Origin of the sequence: Enterococcus sp. 9E7_DIV0242 (assembly GCF_002140975.2) — a bacterium.
Classification (GTDB): domain Bacteria; phylum Bacillota; class Bacilli; order Lactobacillales; family Enterococcaceae; genus Enterococcus_L; species Enterococcus_L clewellii.
Window position 1 is genome coordinate 4,193,005 of sequence record NZ_CP147247.1, and the last position, 21,406, is coordinate 4,214,410.

Consider the following 21,406-nt stretch of genomic DNA (forward strand, 5'->3'; position numbering starts at 1 on the left):
TTGAAGCCTTTGACATTGACATTGAAAAATTTTGGACCATATATCAACGAAACGGTCGATTTCACAAATTTTGAAGAGTCTTCACTATTCTTGATCAGTGGAAAAACCGGAGCCGGGAAAACCACAATATTTGATGGTATGAGCTATGCCCTCTTTGGAGAAAGCTCTGGGAAGCTTCGACAAGGAAAAGAACTGCGGTCAACATTCGCTGATCCTTCGGAGCCGACAGAAGTGCAATTACTTTTTTCACATGGAGAATTCCTCTATGAGATCACAAGAAAGCCGGAGCAAGAGCTGTTCAAGAAACGAGGAGATGGCACACGTACACAGCCAGCAAAAATATCATTGATCATTAAAAATCCGGAAGGCAAGGAAATGAAGGAGTACTCAAAACGGCGAGAGGTAGATAGCTTTATTCAAGAACTGCTGCATCTGGATGCAGAGCAGTTTTCTCAAATTGTTTTGTTGCCTCAAGGAGAGTTTCGAACATTTTTGATTGCAAATAGTGGTGAGAAGGAAAAAGTGTTGAGGCGACTATTTAGTACGCAAATGTATCAAGCTTTGGGAGAAGAGTTGAAGCAGCAGTCGAAAAAGAAGAATCAAGAAATCGAGCAAATTCGCCAAAAAATAGAGCTGAAAATGGAGCAAGTCTATTGGGAACAAGAGCCTCAGGATGAACTGACAGAAAAGAGGTTGCAGCTATTAGCTCAACAACAAATAGAATCAGAAGAAGGTCAAAAACAGCTAAAAGAACACATTGAACGGTTGAAAACGGAGCTAAAGGCTTTTGAGAAGAAGAAAGCAACAATCGAAGAACAGCATGTTTTGAGTAAGCAATACCACGCTCTACTTGAAGAGCATGAGACTTTGCTTCTCAAGCAAGATGAAATAAATAGAGCGAAACAGAAAGAACAAGAGCTCACATGGGTAAAGACACAAGAAAATTCACTTGAGTCAATTGGTGAAAACGAACAAGAACTACGTAAGCAGAGGGCTCGACTAAATACTGTCATGGTAGAAAAAGCGGCTGTTCATACAAAAGTGAAAGAATACCAGCAACAGGCAAACGCATTAGTTGACCGCAAAGAGGAAATGAATGAAAAATACGTTCAGCTGACTGAACTGAGAATGAAGCTACCTTTATACGAGGAAAAAGAGCAGCTTGAAAAAGACTTACAGTCAGAGGAACTAGGGCTTGCAAGTGAGCGGCTACGTGTGGAACAACAAAAAAATGATGCATTGATTGAACAACAACAGGTGTTGACACAAGCGCTTGCTGAGCTGCCAAAATTGGAGAAGCAACAGCTGATACTAGAGCAAAGACAAAAGGATTGGCAGAAAATTGCTGAAGATTGGCAAGAGCTTTTAGCGGAGCGTGCGCTTTTTTCTCGTTATCAGAAAGAATTAGCTGCTCTACAACAACAGCGTTTAGTGGTGGATGAAGAAAAGCTTAGCGTTGAGAAATTGCAGAAGCGTGCGCAGTCAGTTTGGGCTAAGCTGCAAATCAGTCGATTGAGCTTGCTACTTGAAGAGGGAGAACCATGTCCGGTTTGTGGCGCTTTAGAGCATCCCAAAAAGCTGGCGCATCAAGAGGTTTCGATTGATGCGATTCAAGAGGCGGAACAGCGCTTGAATGGGATGGATGCCCAACTCAAACTTGTAGAAGAAAAAGCAATCAGCATAGTGAAGGATATTGAAGCCTTGAAAGAGCAGAGCAGACATTTGAGTGACGGACTGGAAACGAAGCAAGCAAAGCTTTTGCAGGTGATTGAGGAGTCAGATCCGGAACAAGCTGTATCTTCTGATATTGTAGAGGAGCAATGGCTCGAAGAAGAAATTCGGCTGTTGCAAACTACCGTGAGAGAAAATGACGAGGCGCTGCAAAAGCTGAATGAGAGAAAGCTAGAGGAACAAAGCTTGAAGGAACAGCTTGAGCAGCAAGCACAACAGCTTTCTGAATGGAAGACCAAGTATGAAGCGCAAGCTGCAAAGCAACAGGCAAGCCAAGTAAAGCTGGAAACGATACAGCAGCAGCTGGATCAAGAAATTACTTATTCAGAAGCATTGGAAAAACTGCAACAGCTTGAATCGGAGCGGGTAGAATGGCAGCAAGAGAAAGAGGCAGTTGAAAATAATTTACTGGAATATAAAGAGCAGGAGCAGAAGCTGACACAAGAAACCCATTATCTCGAGCAAGAAATTCAGCGAATCGAGCAGTTTCTTGAGACAAGCAAAGAGAAGATTCGTCACTCATTGAAAGAACATAACCTTTCTTATAGATTAGACGAAATCGATAGCTTGTTAGAGCAGTTGACGGAGCTAGATAGTCTGCGGATAAAGATTGCGGCGTTTGAAGAACAGATTAAGGAAGTAACTTTTCGAACTCAAGCAACCAAGGAGAAAATGAGTACTACAGTCTTGCCGGATTTGACTGAGATCGAGCAACAGCTAGAAGTGAAGCAGCAGGAAATTTCTGAACAAGAAGACTCTTATTATCATAATAGAGAGAAGTATGCCGCAAATGCCGCTATTTTCAAGGAAATCACAGCTGCGATTCAGGCTGTAGACCAAAAATGGGAAGAGGTCGCTTCCTTGCAACAACTTGCTGAGACGATTAACGGAGACAACTTGAAAAAAACAAGTCTGGAAAGATATGTTCTGCAAACTTATTTACGGGAAGTCTTGAAAACTGCGAATGCACGAATGGCTTCATTGACAAATAGTCGGTACCAATTTGAGTTGAATAGTGAGAAAAACAGTTATAAAAATCAAACAGGATTGGAAATCAACATTTACGATGACAATGCAGGCGCTAGTCGTAGTGCTAGGACATTATCAGGTGGCGAAAGCTTTATCGCAGCGTTAGCATTGGCTCTTTCTTTAGCGGAAGTCATACAGGAACAGGCTGGCGGAGTGTTGATCGAAGCCTTGTTTATTGATGAAGGATTTGGTTCCTTAGATGAGGAAGCGTTGGAAATGGCGATCGAGGCACTAGAAACAATTGAAAATGAAGGAAGAATGATAGGAATTATCAGCCACGTTGCGGAGCTGAAAAGCAGAATTTCCCAACAGCTGCAGATCAAAACAAATGGTGCTGGACAAAGCAGTGTTTCCTATCAAGTGATGTAGGGGGTGAGCGCATGAGATGGAGCATACCGGATCGAATTATTACACGAGGTCGGGAATATCTAAATGAAGGCAGAGTACTTTCTGTTGTACAGGATTGGGAAAAGCAGATTTGGTATGGTGAGGTTTTAGGATCAGAGCTTTACTTAGTTGAGCTGGATGGTAGTCCCAAAGAACAGGATCGCTGTGAGTGCCCTTATTGGCATGAGCAGGGGTACTGTAAGCATACGGTGGCTGTAGAGCTTTACCTTCGAAGTAAAGGGATACCAAGAGTCATGAAGAATAAGCCAGATGCAGTGATTTCAACAAAAAAGACATCGAATGCGGAAATGTTTACAAAAGGATTTGCGAAACTACAGGGACCGCTTGAGCAAAAACAAGTGCCCTCGTTGATTGTTGAATATACAGTTGACACGATTGAAACAAATAGTTATTATCCGGAGCTTGCTCTTTTGGGGGTATCTCTTCGAGTGGGCATTCGTGAAGCGAAGAAAAAGACCTACATCATAAAAAATATTGGGGAGTTTTTTCAAAAAATTCAAAAAGAAGAGCTGCTTTCTTTAAACAAGCAGCAGACGGTGCGATTGACACAAGAAGCTTTTTCAGAAAAGGATAAAGAGATAATAGCGCAGCTGACGTTGATTTACCAAACGAGTCTATTGCTAGGGTCGAAAGGCCTTCAGGTGAACGGCAAGCTTGATAAACGATATATTCTTTTACCTGTGGAGCAGGCGCAACAGCTGATCGAAAAGATGCAAATCAATGGTTCTTTTCATTTAAATGCAGCAGACAGGAAAATCCGAAAGCCTGTATTTTCATCGACGGAATTACCACTGGCATTTTCTATTAATAAAGATGGAACGCAGTATCAGCTAACGATTAAAAATCTATTTCAACCATTTCTGAGTCATTACCATTGGGGGATCTCCGGTGATACGATTTATCTACTGACTAGGGAACAGGAAGAAATTTATAGTATATTAACACAGCTGTTGAAGCGAATGGAACGCCCGGAAGTAGTCTATGAACAGGAGCAGCTATCTGATTTATTCAGCTCGGTTATGCCTTTGCTGGAAAAATTAGGGAAGGTGTCTGTAGCAGAAAATGTCGAGCAAGCCTTGGTCATTGAGCCGTTACGCGTAAAGCTTATTTTTAGAAAAATCAAAAATATGCTAGATGTTCGTGTCGATTACTGTTATGGGACAACTGTTTTTTCTACAGATGCTAAGCATACATCCACACCAGATCAAGAAAGAGAAGTAATTAGAGATACTGGAAAAGAATCGGTTGTTACGAAGTTGCTAGAGAAATACTCTTATACAGAAAAAGAAACCGGTTATGGCAAGCTATTACCAAGTGGTGAGCGGTTGTATTACTTTTTTAAAGTAGAAATTCCGGCATTTCAAAAATTGGGCGAAGTGTTGATGGGCAAAAAGCTTCGGGAGTTATATTTAGATGCTAAAAGTCATCAACCGACGATCGAGGTCTCAGACTCTGATTCATGGTTGGATGTGCGTTTTGATATCGTTGGCGTGGATGAGCAGGAAATCGATGCCGTTTTGGCCAGCCTGCTAAGAAATGATTCGTTTTACACACTTGAATCAGGTGAGATACTTTCCTTTGATTCAGAGGAGTTCTATCAAACCAGTGAAATTCTTGAAAAGCTTCGTCAAAATATGAAAAATCATAGAGGAAAAATCCAGCTGCCAAAAAATCAAGGCTTAATTCTTGAACATATGCTAGAAGGAAATGCGCAAGCGATGTTTTCTGACTCATTTAATCAGCTTGTTAAAGATTTGACAGCACCAGAGGACTTCGAGGCACAGGTGCCAAAAAATCTTCATGCTGAACTAAGAAATTATCAGGTTGAAGGCTTCAAATGGTTAAAAATGCTTGGACATTACGGCTTTGGCGGAGTACTTGCTGATGAGATGGGTTTAGGGAAAACGATTCAAATGATTACCTACTTACTGTCAGAAAAGGAAGAAGGGAAGTTGAAGCATCCAGCTGTGGTTATTGCTCCAGCAAGTTTGATTTATAACTGGTCGGCAGAGCTTAAAAAATTTGCGCCTGATTTGAATGAGCTAGTTATCACAGGTCAAAAGGAAAATCGCCTGACCTTGTTGGAGAAGGCAGAAAAGCAGGATGTGTTGATCACTTCATATAATAGCTTCCGTCAAGATGTAGAAATCTATGAGCAATTGACACTTGATTATTTAGTTCTTGATGAGGCACAGATGGTTAAAAATAGTGGGACAAAGACAGCTCAGGCCTTACGTCAGCTGAATATTCCACAGCGATTTGCTTTGAGTGGGACCCCAATAGAAAATTCCTTGGACGAGCTGTGGTCTGTTTTCCAGTTGGTATTGCCAGGCTTGTTTCCCAAAAAATTGGCATTTAGAGAACTAAGTCCCGAAGAAGTAGCGAAAATGATTCGTCCGTTCATATTGAGACGAGATAAGAAAAATGTATTGGCTGACCTTCCGGATAAAATCGAGAATAATCTATACAGTACTTTGACCGAAGAGCAAAAGGCTGTGTATCTTGCTTATCTCAGAAAGATGCAGGAAGATATCAGTCAAATGGATGGGGAAGAGTTCAAGAAAAATCGTATCAGTATTTTAGCCGGATTGACACGCTTACGCCAAATTTGTTGTGATCCGCGTCTGTTCATGGATGATTACCATGGTAGCTCAGGCAAATTAGAGCAGGTAAAAATATTTTTGCAGACGGCGAAGGAAAATGGCAGAAGGGTACTCTTATTTTCTCAATTTACCAGTATGCTAAGCATTATAGAAGCTGAGTTGAATGAACAGGGACTTGAAACATTCTATTTGCGAGGTAGCACTAGCCCAATCGATCGAATCAACATGGTTAATGCTTTCAATGAAGGAGAAAAGGATGTCTTCTTGATTTCACTAAAAGCAGGTGGTACAGGACTCAACCTTGTAGGGGGCGACACAGTTGTTTTATACGATTTATGGTGGAATCCGGCTGTTGAGGAACAGGCTGCAGGACGCGCCCATCGAATGGGTCAAAAGAAAGTCGTTGAAGTCTATCGGATGATTGCCGAAGGAACCATTGAAGAAAAAATGGATCAGCTACAGCAGGAAAAACGAGAGCTATTCCAAAAAGTCATCCAAGGAAATGAGCAGCAACTCAACAAAATGACCGAAGATGATATCCGGTCAATTCTGAGTATGGGAGATGAGGGCTAGACATCAGCTTCATATTGCGACGAGGAAAAAAGATGAAAATAAAAGAAATTTATGCGCTACAAGAGATTATTGATGTAACTCAAGATTCAGTGAAATATGACCGTTGGTATAACGAGCTTTTGAATAAAACGGAAGACGAGTTAACTGAAAATGATGTCTATATGATGTTTACTCAGCGTGTGCTGGAAGAGTTAGCGGTCAAAAAGGCAATTGCATTTGTTGAAGCTGATCCCTTAGCTGGTACAATGTGGGACGGACAGAGTTTAGAACAATTGGCTGAGGCACCGCTAGAGAAATTGCTTTCTTATAAAATGGAGCTGAAAAAGTTGTCATTGCTTGTTGAAGCATCCATTGATTCCTCTCTGTGGGATTTTGATTTTGAGGAAAAAGAATTTATGGAACGATTCGAGAAGTTCAAAATTAGGATAGCTGATTTGTAATACCTCAACTAAAAAATGACAGTCTACTCAAAATATTGAGCAGGCTGCCATTTTTAATGATTGATATTTTTAAACAAGTTCTTTAATTGAGGCGAATAGTTCATCAAAGCAGGTGACTTCTTTCACATAGGTCAGCTCCGTATTTTTTGGCACAGCCCTTAGTCTATGATTAAACCATAAAGACTGCCAACCACCATTGTGAGCACCGACGACATCGTTCTCAAAACTGTCCCCAACATAAAGGGTTGTTTCAGGATTCATAGCGAACTGTCGAGCTGCTAGATCGAAAATTTCTTTATCAGGTTTTTGGAAGCCAGTACTTTGAGAGATAATAATATTATCAGATAGAACCCAAGATTCTAGGTTTAGTTGTTTTACTTTTTTGTACTGATGGTCAGTCGGACCATTTGTAATGATACCTAAAGGAACTTGTTTCTGGCTAAGATAATCCAATACTTTCGCAACCTCAGGATGCATAACGATTTTTCCTAGCTCATCTTCGTAGGCCTTCTGAAAAGAAGCACTTTCCTCTTCTGTTGTTGCTGGATAACCCAAATCTTTTAATGATTCATCCAGTCTGTAGAAGCGCATATACGCCAATGTCCATTCACCGGTAATCGTTTTTTCAAACGTCACATCACTATGGTAACGGAAACGAATATAAAGCTCGTGCATTTTTTCAACAGGGAAATCAGGATAAATTCTTTTCACTGCAGCTCTGAAAGGTGCTTGCTGATCATAGATGGTATCATCAACATCAAAAACAACTGTGTTAATCAAGAAAGACAACTCCTTTATAATTTTGAGAAAACAGGTCAGGTAACTGCCCAGTTTCTTCATTTTTGAGGTCCGATAGCTATTCCTCTAGAGGCTCCTAAATAAGAGGAATAGTACTCCTTTATAATTTTGAGGAACCAAGGCAAGTAATTGTTTTGTTTTTTCATTTTCTTGCATGTTTGTTCTTTTAGTAGGTTGCGCGCGCTTTCTGCTAAAGAGAATCTCTTCTGTATCAAGTGTTGCTGTGATAGTTTTCTGAAAAGATTCAAACAAGAACATTGTAGCTGATTTCACATGAAAAAAATAGTCGTTTTAGTCATTTTGATTCAGTAAATATTACTGTTTATATAAGGTTTTATTCAACTTCTTTTGCAACTTAAATTTTCTTCTCGTATAATAGGAGGAGTGTTTGGAAAGGAGGAAAAACATGTTAAAACGTTTTTTTAGTTATTATAGACCTTATAAAGGATTGTTCATACTGGATTTCAGCTGTGCGGTTTTGGCGGGGCTTTTGGAGCTGGCATTTCCAGTTGTGGTGAACAAGGTCCTAGATGATTTGATGCCTAAAGGGAATTTCCGCTTGATTGCAATGGCATGTTTAGGCCTGCTTCTTTTTTATATACTGAATACGATTTTACAGTATATTGTTGTATTTTTCGGCCATAAGTTAGGGGTAAATATCGAAACAGATATGCGCAGAGAATTGTATGAGCACCTACAGACTCAGCCATTTGAATATTATGACAATCAGAAAACCGGGAAATTGATGAGTCGATTGACTACAGATCTTTTTGAGATTTCTGAAGTTGCCCACCATGGGCCGGAGGATGTCTTCATCACCGTGATGACGTTAGTTGGAGCATTTATTTTGATGATGAGTTACCATGTGAAGCTTGCACTGGCGACAATTGCATTATTGCCATTTATTGCAATAGCTCTGATTGTTTTCAATAAAAAAATGACCAAGGTAAATACGAAGATATATGATAATTTGGCTGATTTCAATGCTGGAATCGAAGCGTCTGTCAGCGGCATTCGAGTGACACAATCTTTTGCAAATGAGCCATTTGAGCGTGGGCGTTTTGAAGGCTTGAATCAGACCTATAGACAATCTAAGATTTTGTTTTATAAAGTAATGGGGATCAGCTCAGCATACAACTATTTGATGATCCGTCTAATTAATTTGTTTACATTGATTTTTGGCGGCTATTATACAATTAAAGGAGAATTACAAGAGGGAGCATTTGTCGCATTTATTTTGCTGGCAAATATCTTTGTTCGTCCTATTGAAAAGGTCAATAACATGATTGAAAGTTATCCAAAAGGTTTTGCTGGATTTAAACGATTCACTGAGGAAATGGATAAAAAACCGACGATACAGGATCGACCAAATGCTATTGCGGTGAATCATCTGAATGGCGATATCCGTTATGAGGATGTGTCTTTTTCCTATGCGGATTCTACAAAAGTACTGAATCATATCAACCTTCAAATTAAAACCGGAGAAACAGTTGCTTTCGTTGGCCAAAGTGGTTCGGGGAAAACGACATTGTGTAATCTGCTTCCAAGATTTTATGAAGTCTCTGATGGTAGGATCACTGTTGACGGTATGGATATTCGGGAGATGACCCTTGCGTCCTTGAGAAGCCAGATTGGCATTGTTCAACAGGATGTTTTCTTATTTCCAGGTACCATTCGTGAAAATATTATTTACGGAAAGCTTGATGCAACTGAAGCTGAGGTCCAGCAGGCTGTGAAACTAGCTCATTTGGAGAAAGTGATTGATTTGCTTCCTGAGGGGCTAGAAACTGTGATTGGTGAACGTGGTGTGAAATTATCAGGTGGTCAAAAACAACGTGTGGCGATTGCACGGATGTTCTTGAAAAATCCTCCGATTCTTATTTTAGATGAAGCAACCTCTGCTTTGGATACCGAGACAGAGCAGGTTATCCAAGAATCCTTGAATTCACTGTCGAGTGGGCGAACAACATTGATCATTGCCCATCGACTCGCTACGATAAAACATGCAACACGAATTATTGTTGTTAGCGAGAATGGAATTTTAGAAGAAGGATCTCACGAAGAACTAATGTCTCAAGGTGGTCATTACCGTCGTTTGCATGATGCTCAGTTCAGAAATTAAAATAAAAAAGAAACAGTTTTAAAAGCTGTTTCTTTTTCATTTATATCAACAGTTATTTATTTCTTTTAGGTTTTCTTCCTAGACCGACAGCATTTTTCATACGTTGTAATGTCTTGTTTGCTACCAAACGGGCTTTTTCAGCACCGTGATCTAAAATGTCATCAAGCTCCTCTGAAACAAGCAACTCTTTATATCTGTTTTGAATCGGTTCAAGCAGCGCAACAACCGCTTCAGCTAAATCTGTTTTGAATTCTCCATACCCCTTGCCATTATAGGCTTCTGCGAGTTCGTCAATCGAACGATCAGTAGCAGCAGAAAAGATACTTAGCAAGTTAGAGATACCTGGTTTGTTTTCAGGATCATATTCAATCACTCCGGTAGAGTCAGTTACAGCTGATTTGATTTTTTTACGAATAACATTTGGCTCATCTAACATAGAAATGAACCCTTTAGGATTTGCATCTGATTTACTCATCTTGCTCGTTGGATTCTGTAAGCTCATAATTCGGCTGCCTTGTTCAGCAATCTTCACTTCCGGCATTGTTAGGATTTCCTGATTTGGCTGCGCATAACGCTTGTTAAAGCGCTCGACAAAATCTCTTGTTAGCTCTAAATGTTGCTTTTGGTCCTCACCAACAGGAACCAAATCTGCGTTGTATAAAATAATATCTCCAACCATTAATGGCGGATAAGTAAGTAGTCCGGCACTAACACCTGTCCGACCATTCTTTTGCGACTTATCCTTAAATTGTGTCATTCGCTCTAGCTCACCAATTGATGTATTACATTGAATGATCCAAGCTGCCTCAGCATGTGCAGAGACCTCTGACTGAATAAAAATCTTTGCTTTTTCCGGATCAAGTCCAACAGCTAAATAGAGAGCTGCTAAGCTACGTGTCTGTTGTCTCAATTTTTGTGGTTCTTGAGGAACCGTGATCGCATGCTCATCAACAATACAGAAATAGCAATTGTAGCTTTCCTGAAGATTCACAAACTGCTTCATTGCGCCAATATAATTACCGATCGTTGGCGTACCGCTCGGCTGAATACCTGAGAAAATCGTTTCCATAATTACCCACCTTATTCTATTAATTACACTTATAAAATAGTATACAATTAATAAAATGAAATGAACAGAATTTCTTCGTTTTAAGTGATATTTCTCACTTCATTCTCGAAAATCACAAACTAATACAGTTTTTACACCTGTATTAGTTCTGATAACTTTTAATAAAAAGTTTAATTTTGTTATAATGTTATTACTATAGGGTATTAATTCGGTCTGAATGGTAAAATAATTGATGTTGACATTACAAAAATTATTATTTTTCTTAAAAATACCCTAGTAATTCAATTGGAAGTTCGGTATACTATAGATGGATAGGAAAACAGATGCTATTCCTGTTCCAAATATATAAATAACTCATAAAGAGGAGTGATGCGCAATGTTGACACTGTATACTTCCCCAAGTTGTACGTCATGTCGAAAGGCTCGTGCGTGGTTACAAGAACATGAGATTCCATTTAAGGAAAGAAATATTTTTTCAGAACCATTGAACATTTCAGAATTGAAAGCAATTCTACGAATGACTGAAGATGGAACAGAGGAAATTATTTCAACTCGTTCTAAGGTTTTCCAAAAACTGAATATGGATCTTGATGAACTTCCTTTACAGGATCTGTTAGAACTGGTCAAGGAAAATCCAGGACTGTTACGTAGACCAATCATGATTGATGATAAGAGATTGCAGGTTGGCTTCAATGAAGATGAAATCCGTCGTTTTTTACCAAGAGATGTCCGTCAGCTTGAATTACGGCAGGCACAATTAATGGCTGGATTATAAACATACGCAACAGACTTTTTGTTACAGTAAGTCTGTGATGGATTTTAGATAATCTAACAAACAAAATTTAAAAATATGGACAGAGAAAATAATCACATGGTTGTCTTTCTCTGTCAAGTTTTTTTGAGAGCCCTATCGCATTTATGATGAATGTTGTCAGGTCTCTTTTTTATATAAATATGTCAGAGATAATTGGCTGTAAAGTCAGTTGTACAGCAACAAAGGTGAGTCTTTTATTCTAATTTGGGACATAATTTAGCAAATTCTAAATAAATAAACTTTTCTCTTTACTTTTGAGGCGATTGCTATACAATTAACCTAAGAAGTAGTTTCCTGACTTGAGCAAAAAGCGAGGTGGAACCAGATGGAAATGGAACATATTAATGAAAATACGATTCGAGTATTGATTGGCAATGAAGACTTGGCAGATCGAGGCATCACGTTTTTGGATTTGTTGGGAAATCACAAAGAAGTAGAAAACTTTTTCTATAGTATTTTAGAAGAAGTGGATATTGAAGATGAATTTCAGGGTAGTGAAGCTGTGACTTTTCAGGTCCTGCCGAAGAGCGATGGCTTAGAGTTGTTTATCAGCAAAAATGCTTCAGTTGAAGATGTACCTAGTATTGGGAGCTTCAGTGATTTAAGTTCTGATGAAGCAAGTGAGATGATCAGAAAGCAACTGGAAGCGAACTACACTGATGAGACGAAAGACTTGATCGACGACAGTATCAGAAGTTATGTTCTTGAGTTGGATAGTTTTGAGTCAATGGTTCAATTAGCCAATGAAATATATGTTAAGTCTATGCTGGCTAACCTATACAAATACAAAGACAAGTACTTTTTACAAGTAATGTTTTTCTTAGATGAGGTTTCTGTAACTGAAATTGAGAATGAGTGGTCCAGATTGCTTGAATTTGGGCAACAGTCGGCTGTAACGCCGGAAGTTCTGAACGAATACGGAAGTTGCATTATGGAACGAAATGCGATTGAATTAACAAGATACTACTTTCATTAAGATGAATAATAAGACGACTGAGTTTTCAGTCGTCTTATTTTTTTGTCAGCTTTTTTCAAGAATTTTCCAAGGTGTGATAGAGGACAAAGCTGAACATAGCATAAAAAACATATTTTTCATGAGATAAGGTCAAACATGCGTAACTTTATTATGAGGTGAATGACATGTTGATAGCACAAAATAGTGAGGGGAAGTTATTTTCTTTGGCTCAGGTCTCCAGAGAATCTAGTGGTGAATGGAGAAAGTTACGTCTTTTTTGTCCGATATGTGATCAACGTGTTCGGCTTAAAAGAGGTAGGATCAGAATTCCTCATTTTGCGCATGTATCAGATCAAAGTTGTTTATCTACCAATACAGGCGAATCAGAGGAGCATTTGACTTTAAAAAAATTATTGGTTGAATGGTGTTCGCAGCAGGGAATTGCTCACCAACTTGAAGCCTATATCCCAAAAATACAACAACGAGCAGATTTGTTGATTGGTCATTTAGCAATCGAGTTTCAATGTAGCACGCTGACTTTGACTGATATGGAAAAAAGAACAGCTTCGTATATAAAAAATGGGTATCAGCCATTTTGGATTTGCGGAGAGCATATTTGGAATACCGGAAAGAATTCAAAAGCAATCAGGAGATTTTGCAGCTATTCAGAAAAGCTTGGGTTTCATTTATGGACAGCAAATTGGCGTACAAAGAAACTCTATCTACGTTATCATATAGAATTAGCAGCAAACAAGATGCGCTATGGAACAAAGTGCTGGAGTTTCGGTGAGGAGAGATTGAGGGAAATCATGGATAAGGAGTTTGAGAAAAGGCTTTTTCATTTTCGAGAATATTTGCCTGAAGAGGAAATGTCAACGGCTTATCAGGAAATCTATAAAAAATTGAGAGGGAGAAAGCGTGATATAATGGCGGTTCAGTCCCTGTACTATCAAAATGGCTTACACTTGCTCAGCTTACATCCTTGGTTTTATTATCCAATTAATTGTGGATTCCTCTTGAATGGCTCTGATCTACTATTCAAGTATCAGTGTTGGGACTTGCTGAGGGGACGAAAAAAACAGGTGATCAAGAAAGAGGAACTATTAGCTTTTTCACGTGATTATTTAGTGAAGCAGAAGCTGGACCAATTATTTCCATTAATTGAGCTACCGATTTTAGCAAAATGGCAGACGCATTATTTGATAAAAGGGCTAGTATCTTGCGGTGTGCTAAAGAAAACATCAGAGGAAAACGGCTTTCAGATAATTATTGATCCTACTAATACAGTAAAGCCGCATTCAACACTTTTTCTGGATAAGAAATGGGGAACAGAAGTGATTATTACTGGTACACCAGTAAAAATATGATACTATAGACTATATGAATACGACGAAATAGGCAAGAGGGGAAAGACCTGCTAGGACTAACGCCGGTAGGGGAAGAGAAGTCAGTTGATATAAGAGAATGTATTGAATGTTCGTGCGAGTAGTCAGTCTTACTTTTATCCACGACATTCCATTGGAAGTCCTACCTTAGTGGAACTGGTAATTTCTCATGCTGGAAATGATTTATCGTGATTCATATATCCGATGAAAGAGACAAGCAAAGTGCTTATTTCTTTTACTTGTATTAACAGGTGAATAAGGATTTTTGTAGATAGTATGAATGGAGGAATGCAGGTATGAGTGAAGCAAAACAGTTACCAAAACGTGAAGAAATCGAGACAGAGCTGACCTGGGATTTAACGCCTATTTTTAAGGATGATCAAGCCTTTGAAAAAGCGTATGAAGAATTGTCAGAGGAAATAAAAACTGCGAAAAAACTAAAAGGAACCTTAGGGAATGGCAGTGCGGACTTCCTGAAAGGAATCGAGTATTTACTTGATGTTTTCCGTAAAATAGAAGTGATCTATGTCTATGCTCATTTGAAAAATGACCAAGATACAACAAATTCTAAATATCAAGCCTTGAATTCCAGAGCAGGTTCTCTTTATTCTCAAGTAGGTGAGGCTGTAGCGTGGTTTGAGCCGGAAGTACTCTCTTTGACAGATGAGGAGATTTGGGGTTATTTCAAAGAAAATTCTGATCTGGAAGTTTACAGACATTTTATTGAGAATATGTTAGATAGCCGGGCGCATGTATTAAGTGAGGAACAAGAAGCTCTTTTGGCTGGTGCCAGTGAAATCTTTGGTGCTTCCAGCAGCACATTCTCTGTCCTGAATAATGCAGATTTGAAGTTTCCGGTCATTGAAGATGAGAATGGAGAAAAAATTCAACTGAGCCATGGAGTCTATGGTCAGCTGATGGAAAGTACATCAAGAGAAGTGAGAGAAGCGGCTTTTAAAAAGCTTTACAGCGTTTATGAGCAATTTAACAATACATTTGCTTCTACGTTGTCTACTCATGTGAAAATGCACAATTATAAAGCAAAAGTTAGAAACTATAGCTCTGCAAGAGCGGCTGCTTTGGATGGGAATCATATTCCGGAAGCTGTGTATGAAACATTGGTCGATGTTGTTAACCGAAACTTACCGTTACTTCATCGCTATGTTAGTTTGAGAAAACGACTGTTGAAGCTAGATGAACTGCATATGTATGATATGTACACACCGATACTTGGAAATGCTCCTGTTAAGTTCAGCTATGAAGATGCACGAAAGAAAGCAATAGCAGCATTGGCGCCTTTGGGTGAAGAATACTTAGCTGTAGTGGAAGAAGCTTTTGGAAATCGTTGGATCGATGTTGTTGAAAATCAAGGAAAACGAAGCGGTGCATATTCATCTGGTGCGTATGATACATTCCCGTATATTCTGATGAACTGGCATGATAGCTTGGACCAGCTTTATACGCTTGTTCATGAAATGGGTCACAGTGTTCATAGCTATTTCACTAGAGGGAACCAGCCATATGTTTATGGGGATTATTCGATTTTCTTGGCGGAGATTGCATCAACGACCAATGAAAATATTTTAACAGAGTATCTTTTAGAAACTGAGAAGGATCCACATGTTCGGGCGTATGTGTTGAACCATTACTTGGATGGGTTCAAAGGAACGATCTTCCGACAAACACAATTTGCTGAGTTCGAGCATTTTATTCATACTAAGGATGCAGAAGGAATACCGCTGACCAGTGATTTTCTGAATGAAAATTATGCAGAGTTAAACGTGAAATATTATGGACCGGAAGTGACGGTAGATGAAGAAATCGCGTTGGAATGGTCAAGAATTCCTCATTTCTACTATAATTATTATGTTTATCAATATGCGACTGGTTTTTCAGCAGCCTCTGCTTTGGCAGATAAAATTCTGAAAAAAGAACCGGAGGCATTGGATAAATATCTAAGCTATCTGAAATCAGGAAGCAGTGATTATCCGATTGAAGTAATGAAAAAAGCTGGGGTGGATATGACACAGCCTAGCTATATTGAAGATGCAATGCAAGTTTTTGAAACACGTTTGAAAGAACTAGAAACATTGATCGAAAAGCTGGAAAAATAGAGAAGCAAAAAAACGGAAGCAGCAATAACGAGCTGTTTCCGTTTTTTTATAGTAAATGTAAATGTCCTTTAGGGACGGAGTGTTCGAAATCTTCAGCCAACTGAATCGGATCATGGAAATGAACGTAATTCTCTTCAGATGTTTCACAAAGACGCTTGATATGCTCGATTGTTAGGTATTCCTCAATCAGAACACCAAAATCTCTGTCACAGGCATAATTGTAAATAACTGCAGAAGGATGTTTTGAAACACCCATTTCTCGCGCGATTTGCTGATCGATTTGAAAAGAGTCTTTCACGAAACTTGAATGACGATCGGCTTGAAACATTTCCAAATCGCCGCCAGCTTCAACAATCAGCTTTTCGGCTAGAACAGTTGAATATGGGATGTTTTCCTCTGCTATCATCTGTTGAAGATTCAAAAGGATATGTCGGCCCTTTTTCTTACCTTGCAGTTGGGCGGCCTTAAAATCTAATGCAGCAGAATACATATTTTCGAACAGTTCATTTCTTCCTGTGATATCAGTAGATGTAATGGCGTGGACTTTAAGTAGGTTCTTAATCGTTTTCATATTTACCAGTGGAATTAAGCGTAATTGTATCTTCTTGCTTTCTGCTTGTGCAAATTTCAAAATCTCTCTCTCTATGTTCAAACAGATTTTCCCTAGCGGATTAACGAACAAATAGATTTCAATCATTCATACTTCCTCCAATTCGACTCTTTGACATAATGCACAACACGAACCAATTCATGTAATGTACCAAAAAAACAAAGAAAAAAGAAATACTTTGCTCATCTGCATTACAGAGTTGCTAAAAAGAAGACATCATTCTCTGGATTTTATTTGGCGCGTTAATTTCTTTGATAGCCAAAGTAATTAATAGCTGCTCAAACGCCTTTCTTCCAGATACAGCGTCAGTAACCTCTAACTCTAGTTCGTAATCATGATCATTGTTATACCAGCTTTCATCAAGAGCTAATAAACCTTGGGGAAGTTTTTTTTGTGCTCGCTTGGTTTTCAATTGACCGATTTTATGTAAGGGAGTAGTAATATTCAATTGTAATAATTTTTGAAATACCTCACTATTTTCAGGGAATACACCGGATTTTGTGATCTCTTGCACTTGTGTCAGAGAAATTGTATCTGTGATTTCCAATAAGCCAACCTTCTCAGGAAGCTTTAAGGTAATCTCCGCACTATCAGTAAAGGACCGAATCCGTAAACCAGCATTCATTTGCTTCAACTGTGAATCAAGTGTATCGAAATAGGTATTCACTTGAACAAAGAAGTCTTCTTCTTTCAGTTGAAAGTAATCAGTAATTCGGAAAAACGACTCTTCTGAAAGCATCGTTTTATACTCGATTTCCAAATTTTTGCTCAAGGGAGACTCACCTTCTTTATACTTAATTCTTACATAGATTACGTAGTTTCGTCAAGAAAAGTGACTGATATGTTTGATTTTTTTGATAATTCTTACAATAGAATAAAAAATCCATTTTTTCTTCGGTCTATGGTAAAATAGGCAGTGGGCCAAATTCAAGGAAATTGAGGGAGAAATATGGAGAAAGACTGGGAACTTTTTCTTGCGCCATATGAACAAGCTGTTGGAGAAATGAAAGTAAAATTACGGGGAATCCGTAAACAATTCAATGAGCATAACAAGCATACCCCTATCGAGTTTGTAACAGGACGTGTGAAACCGGTGACTAGCATTTTGACGAAAGCTGATTTAAGAAAAATTCCGCTGGATCGTCTGGAAGAAGAGATGCAGGATATAGCGGGGCTACGCATCATGTGTCAGTTTGTTGATGATATTTATCAGGTCGTTGAAATTATTAGAAACCGCAAGGATCTGGAAATTATTCAAGAGCGTGACTACATCACCAACAAGAAGGAGAGCGGCTATCGGTCGTATCATTTGGTGATTACTTACCCTGTTCAATTGATAACGGGAGAAAAAAAGATTTTAGCTGAGATACAGATTCGAACGTTGGCCATGAACTTCTGGGCAACGATCGAACATTCATTAAACTATAAATATCATGGCGATTTTCCGGAAGAGCTGAATGATCGACTTCAAAGAGCAGCGGAAGCAGCCTACCAGCTCGATGAGGAAATGTCGAATATCCGAGAAGAAATTCAGGAAGCGCAGCATCTTTTCTCACATGGAAGAGGAAAATCGGCGAAGAAGTATCATAAGAAGAAAGACGAAGGTCAAACGTAGATTGGAGACAAGGCATGAAGGTAGCAATCGTTCATAACAATGAGCAAAAATCTAGAAGAGTCACACAACAGCTGCTGGCTCTTTTGGAACAGAAACAGATCGAGGTATCAGAAACCGATCCTGAACTGATTATTTCTGTTGGCGGAGATGGAACGCTGCTTTCTGCCTTTCATCGATTCAATCATCGCTTGAATGATGTGAAATTTTTGGGTGTCCATACTGGACATTTAGGGTTCTACACAGATTGGCGAGACTATGAGCTGGAAGAATTAGTTTCCAGCTTTTTAATAGAGCAGGAGAAAAGTATCAGTTATCCTTTGTTGGATGTGACGATTAAATTCTGTGATGATGTGCCGGATAGACATTTTCTTGCATTGAACGAATCCACAATCAAGCGGTCAAACCGAACAATGGCAGCAGATGTCTATATAAAGGATGAATTGTTTGAACGATTTAGAGGGGATGGTTTGTCCGTTTCTACTCCAACAGGTTCAACTGCTTACAACAAGAGTGTGGGTGGTGCAGTGATTCATCCGAGTATTAATGCCTTTCAGCTTGCAGAGATTGCTTCATTGAACAATCGCGTTTTCCGAACATTAGGCTCGCCAATGGTGATTGCAGATTCAGAATGGGTGTCTATTGATTTGCGTGAGGGTAGTGATTATTTGATTACAGTGGATCAGCTGAATATCTATCAGGAAAATGTAGATTCGATTCATTATCGAATCGCAGATGAACGTATCCACTTTGCATCATACAAGCATATGCATTTCTGGCACAGAGTCAAAGATGCATTTATCAGTGAGGATTAGAAGAAATATGGAATTTCAATGGCTTTTTTCAAAGGAGCAGCCGCAACAGATCAAGTCCTTTTTGAAGGAGCAGGGTGTGTCAAAGGGGCTGTTGGCAAAGATAAAATTTCAAGGTGGCCAGATTACGGTCAATAACCAAGTTGAAAATGTGTTGTATAAATTAGCAACAGGAGATCAACTGAAGATCATGATTCCTGATGAAGGACAGCATGAGACGATGCGTCCATCAGATAGTCCGATAACTATATTGTTTGAGGACGAGCACTTTTTAGTTGTAAATAAGCCGACGGGTGTCGCATCGATTCCTTCGCAATACCATACAAGTGAAACGATGGCAAATATGGTCAAAGGCTATTACCAGCGAATGAATTACAAGGATCAGGTGATTCATATCGTTACTCGATTGGATCGCGACACTTCAGGAGCAATGCTGTTCGCCAAGCATGGCTTTGCACATGCGTTGCTTGATCAGCAGCTTCGGCAAAAACAGGTGGTAAAGATTTACCATGCACTTGTTGGGGGGATGGTCGACTCTCTTTTGGATCATGCTGAAATCATCGCACCGATTGGTCGTGATATGTCTTCGTTGCTGAAACGAATGGTTATAGAAACTGGGAAACATGCGGAAACCGAATATTGGCTTGAAAAGAAAAAGAATGATTGGGCATTTGTAAAAATTCGACTTCATACAGGTCGAACACATCAAATACGCGTGCATTTTGAAAGTATTGGCTGTTCACTTTTAGGGGATGAATTATACAATGGATCAATGGAGCAAGGAATAATGCGCCAGGCATTGCACTGCAGCTATTTGAGTTTCGTTCATCCATTTACAGGAGAAAAAATCAGTATCGATTCTGCCTTGGCGGAGGATATGCAGGCAATTATTGGCTAGGCACTTCAGACAGACCCAATGAAGGAGGGGAAAAGGATGAATGAAGGACAAGAAATCGAAGCGCAATTCGAGGAATTGCTGAATTTTTTGAAAACAGAGCAGATGAATGAATTTCGTGAAACCTTTTTAGCTCTTCATATATACGAGCAGGGACAATTCTACCAATCTCTTGAGGCTGAGGACCGTGAACGGGTCTATAATTATCTATCTCCAAAGGAATTGGCTGATATGTTTGATGTCATTGAAGAAGATAATGATGATATGAAGGTTTATATTGCAGAGATGCGTCCAAGCTATGCGGCTGAAATGCTCTCTGAGATGTACACGGATAATGCAGTGGATTTATTGAACATGCTGGATAAGGGGCAAATGGCCAAGTATCTAAGCTTGATGAGTGCAGAGGACGCCAGTGAGATAAAAGAGCTCCTCCACTATGAAGATGATACTGCCGGCTCTATCATGACAACCGAATATGTCTCTCTTGTTGCAAATCAGACAGTACGCTCAGCGATGTATGTATTAAAAAATCAGGCAGATGTTGCCGAAACGATCTACTATGTCTATGTTGTGGATCAGGATAATCGCCTGGTAGGAGTTATTTCGCTTCGTGATTTGATTATCAATGATGATGATACGATGATTAGTGAAATCTTGAGTGAACGGGTGATTTCTGTTCATGTGGGAGACGATCAGGAAGATGTCGCACAGACGATTCGTGATTACGACTTTCTGGCGTTGCCTGTTATTGATTATGATGATCATCTTCTGGGAATCGTTACCGTTGATGATATCATTGATGTCATCGATGATGAAGCAGCCAGTGACTACTCAGGATTAGCCGGGGTCGATGTGGAAGAGGTCAGCGAGAATCCATTCAAAGCAGCATCTAAGCGGCTACCATGGCTCATCACGCTATTGTTTTTAGGGATGTCTACTGCTACACTTATCAGTCACTATGAAACCTTAGTTAGTGAAGCCAGTATCTTGGCAGTCTTTATTTCCTTGATTACCGGAACAGCTGGGAATGCAGGAACACAGTCTTTGGCTGTTGCTGTTCGTCGTTTAGCTGTCAGTGATGAAAAGGACAATAATTTTAAGCGATTGATTGTCAGTGAAGTCCTTACAGGAGTTGTGACAGGTGCGATTACCGGATTAACGATATTCATTGTTGTTGGTATTTGGAAGCAAAATTTCCCACTTGGCTTTGTGATTGGGATGGCGATGCTTTGTGCCATTACAGTAGCGAATTTGGCAGGAAGCTTTATTCCAATGCTTATGGACAAGCTGGGCTTTGATCCAGCCGTGGCAAGCGGTCCGTTTATCACGACCTTGAGTGATTTAACAAGTGTCCTTATTTATTTTAATATTGCCAGTATTTTTATGAGCTATTTTACTTAATCAAAAAGAAGCCGTAAAGTCCAAATGTGTACATT

16 protein-coding genes are annotated in these 21,406 nt (G+C 39.3%); 12 read left to right on the plus strand and 4 right to left on the minus strand.

The features are described from left to right. Genes A5888_RS19595 through A5888_RS19605 form a run of 3 tightly spaced genes read left to right on the plus strand, consistent with a single transcriptional unit; the run spans position 1 to position 6,784 of the window. Positions 1–3,129: an AAA family ATPase gene (locus A5888_RS19595; protein ID WP_170924769.1), complete on the plus strand. Its 3,129-nt coding sequence runs from the start codon at positions 1–3 to the stop codon at positions 3,127–3,129. An 11-nt stretch (positions 3,130–3,140) separates the two neighbouring features. Next, positions 3,141–6,344, plus strand: coding sequence for a DEAD/DEAH box helicase (locus A5888_RS19600; protein WP_086349133.1), 3,204 nt, complete (start codon positions 3,141–3,143; stop codon positions 6,342–6,344). A 32-nt stretch (positions 6,345–6,376) separates the two neighbouring features. Then, positions 6,377–6,784 (plus strand): contact-dependent growth inhibition system immunity protein, encoded by a 408-nt coding sequence (locus tag A5888_RS19605; RefSeq protein ID WP_086349134.1) that lies wholly within the window; start codon positions 6,377–6,379, stop codon positions 6,782–6,784. A 69-nt stretch (positions 6,785–6,853) separates the two neighbouring features. On the opposite strand, the gene A5888_RS19610 is transcribed toward A5888_RS19605, so the two are convergent. Next, positions 6,854–7,561, minus strand: a complete 708-nt coding sequence (locus A5888_RS19610) for an HAD family hydrolase (protein ID WP_086349411.1) — start codon at positions 7,559–7,561, stop codon at positions 6,854–6,856. A 427-nt stretch (positions 7,562–7,988) separates the two neighbouring features. On the opposite strand from A5888_RS19610, the gene A5888_RS19615 reads away from it, so the two are divergent. Next, the gene (locus A5888_RS19615) at positions 7,989–9,704 is read left to right on the plus strand and encodes an ABC transporter ATP-binding protein (protein WP_086349135.1); all 1,716 of its coding nucleotides are present in this window, start codon (positions 7,989–7,991) and stop codon (positions 9,702–9,704) included. Between the two features lie 52 nt (positions 9,705–9,756). Here the strand turns inward: A5888_RS19615 and trpS are convergent, their stop codons facing one another. Further along, positions 9,757–10,773, minus strand: coding sequence for a tryptophan--tRNA ligase (gene trpS, locus A5888_RS19620; RefSeq protein WP_086349136.1), 1,017 nt, complete (start codon positions 10,771–10,773; stop codon positions 9,757–9,759). A 376-nt stretch (positions 10,774–11,149) separates the two neighbouring features. Between trpS and spxA the strand changes: the two genes are divergently transcribed. The 4 genes from spxA (at position 11,150) to pepF (ending at position 16,041) form a co-directional block, all read left to right on the plus strand. Continuing rightward, positions 11,150–11,548: a transcriptional regulator SpxA gene (gene spxA, locus A5888_RS19625; RefSeq protein ID WP_086349137.1), complete on the plus strand. Its 399-nt coding sequence runs from the start codon at positions 11,150–11,152 to the stop codon at positions 11,546–11,548. 364 nt (positions 11,549–11,912) lie between these two features. Then, entirely contained in the window at positions 11,913–12,563 is a 651-nt protein-coding gene (locus A5888_RS19630; RefSeq protein WP_086349140.1) for an adaptor protein MecA, read from the plus strand. Between the two features lie 164 nt (positions 12,564–12,727). After that, positions 12,728–13,909: a competence protein CoiA gene (locus A5888_RS19635; RefSeq protein ID WP_086349141.1), complete on the plus strand. Its 1,182-nt coding sequence runs from the start codon at positions 12,728–12,730 to the stop codon at positions 13,907–13,909. A gap of 314 nt (positions 13,910–14,223) precedes the next feature. Continuing rightward, positions 14,224–16,041 (plus strand): oligoendopeptidase F, encoded by a 1,818-nt coding sequence (gene pepF / locus A5888_RS19640; protein ID WP_086349142.1) that lies wholly within the window; start codon positions 14,224–14,226, stop codon positions 16,039–16,041. 46 nt (positions 16,042–16,087) lie between these two features. Here the strand turns inward: pepF and A5888_RS19645 are convergent, their stop codons facing one another. Beyond that, positions 16,088–16,738, minus strand: a complete 651-nt coding sequence (locus tag A5888_RS19645; RefSeq protein WP_086349143.1) for a DsbA family protein — start codon at positions 16,736–16,738, stop codon at positions 16,088–16,090. A gap of 115 nt (positions 16,739–16,853) precedes the next feature. Then, positions 16,854–17,423: a CYTH domain-containing protein gene (locus A5888_RS19650; RefSeq protein ID WP_086349144.1), complete on the minus strand. Its 570-nt coding sequence runs from the start codon at positions 17,421–17,423 to the stop codon at positions 16,854–16,856. A 177-nt stretch (positions 17,424–17,600) separates the two neighbouring features. On the opposite strand from A5888_RS19650, the gene A5888_RS19655 reads away from it, so the two are divergent. From A5888_RS19655 to mgtE, 4 genes are read left to right on the plus strand one after another with little or no spacing between them, the layout of a single operon-like run. Next, positions 17,601–18,266 (plus strand): GTP pyrophosphokinase, encoded by a 666-nt coding sequence (locus A5888_RS19655; protein ID WP_086349145.1) that lies wholly within the window; start codon positions 17,601–17,603, stop codon positions 18,264–18,266. Between the two features lie 14 nt (positions 18,267–18,280). Next, complete coding sequence (locus tag A5888_RS19660; RefSeq protein WP_086349146.1) at positions 18,281–19,078, plus strand: NAD kinase; 798 nt, start codon at positions 18,281–18,283, stop codon at positions 19,076–19,078. 7 nt (positions 19,079–19,085) lie between these two features. Then, a complete protein-coding gene (locus tag A5888_RS19665) occupies positions 19,086–19,973 on the plus strand; it encodes an RluA family pseudouridine synthase (protein ID WP_086349147.1) in 888 nt (295 codons plus the stop codon). A 36-nt stretch (positions 19,974–20,009) separates the two neighbouring features. After that, on the plus strand, positions 20,010–21,371 hold the full coding sequence (mgtE, locus tag A5888_RS19670) for a magnesium transporter (RefSeq protein WP_086349148.1): 1,362 nt from the start codon (positions 20,010–20,012) through the stop codon (positions 21,369–21,371). Positions 21,372–21,406: the final 35 nt, after the last annotated feature.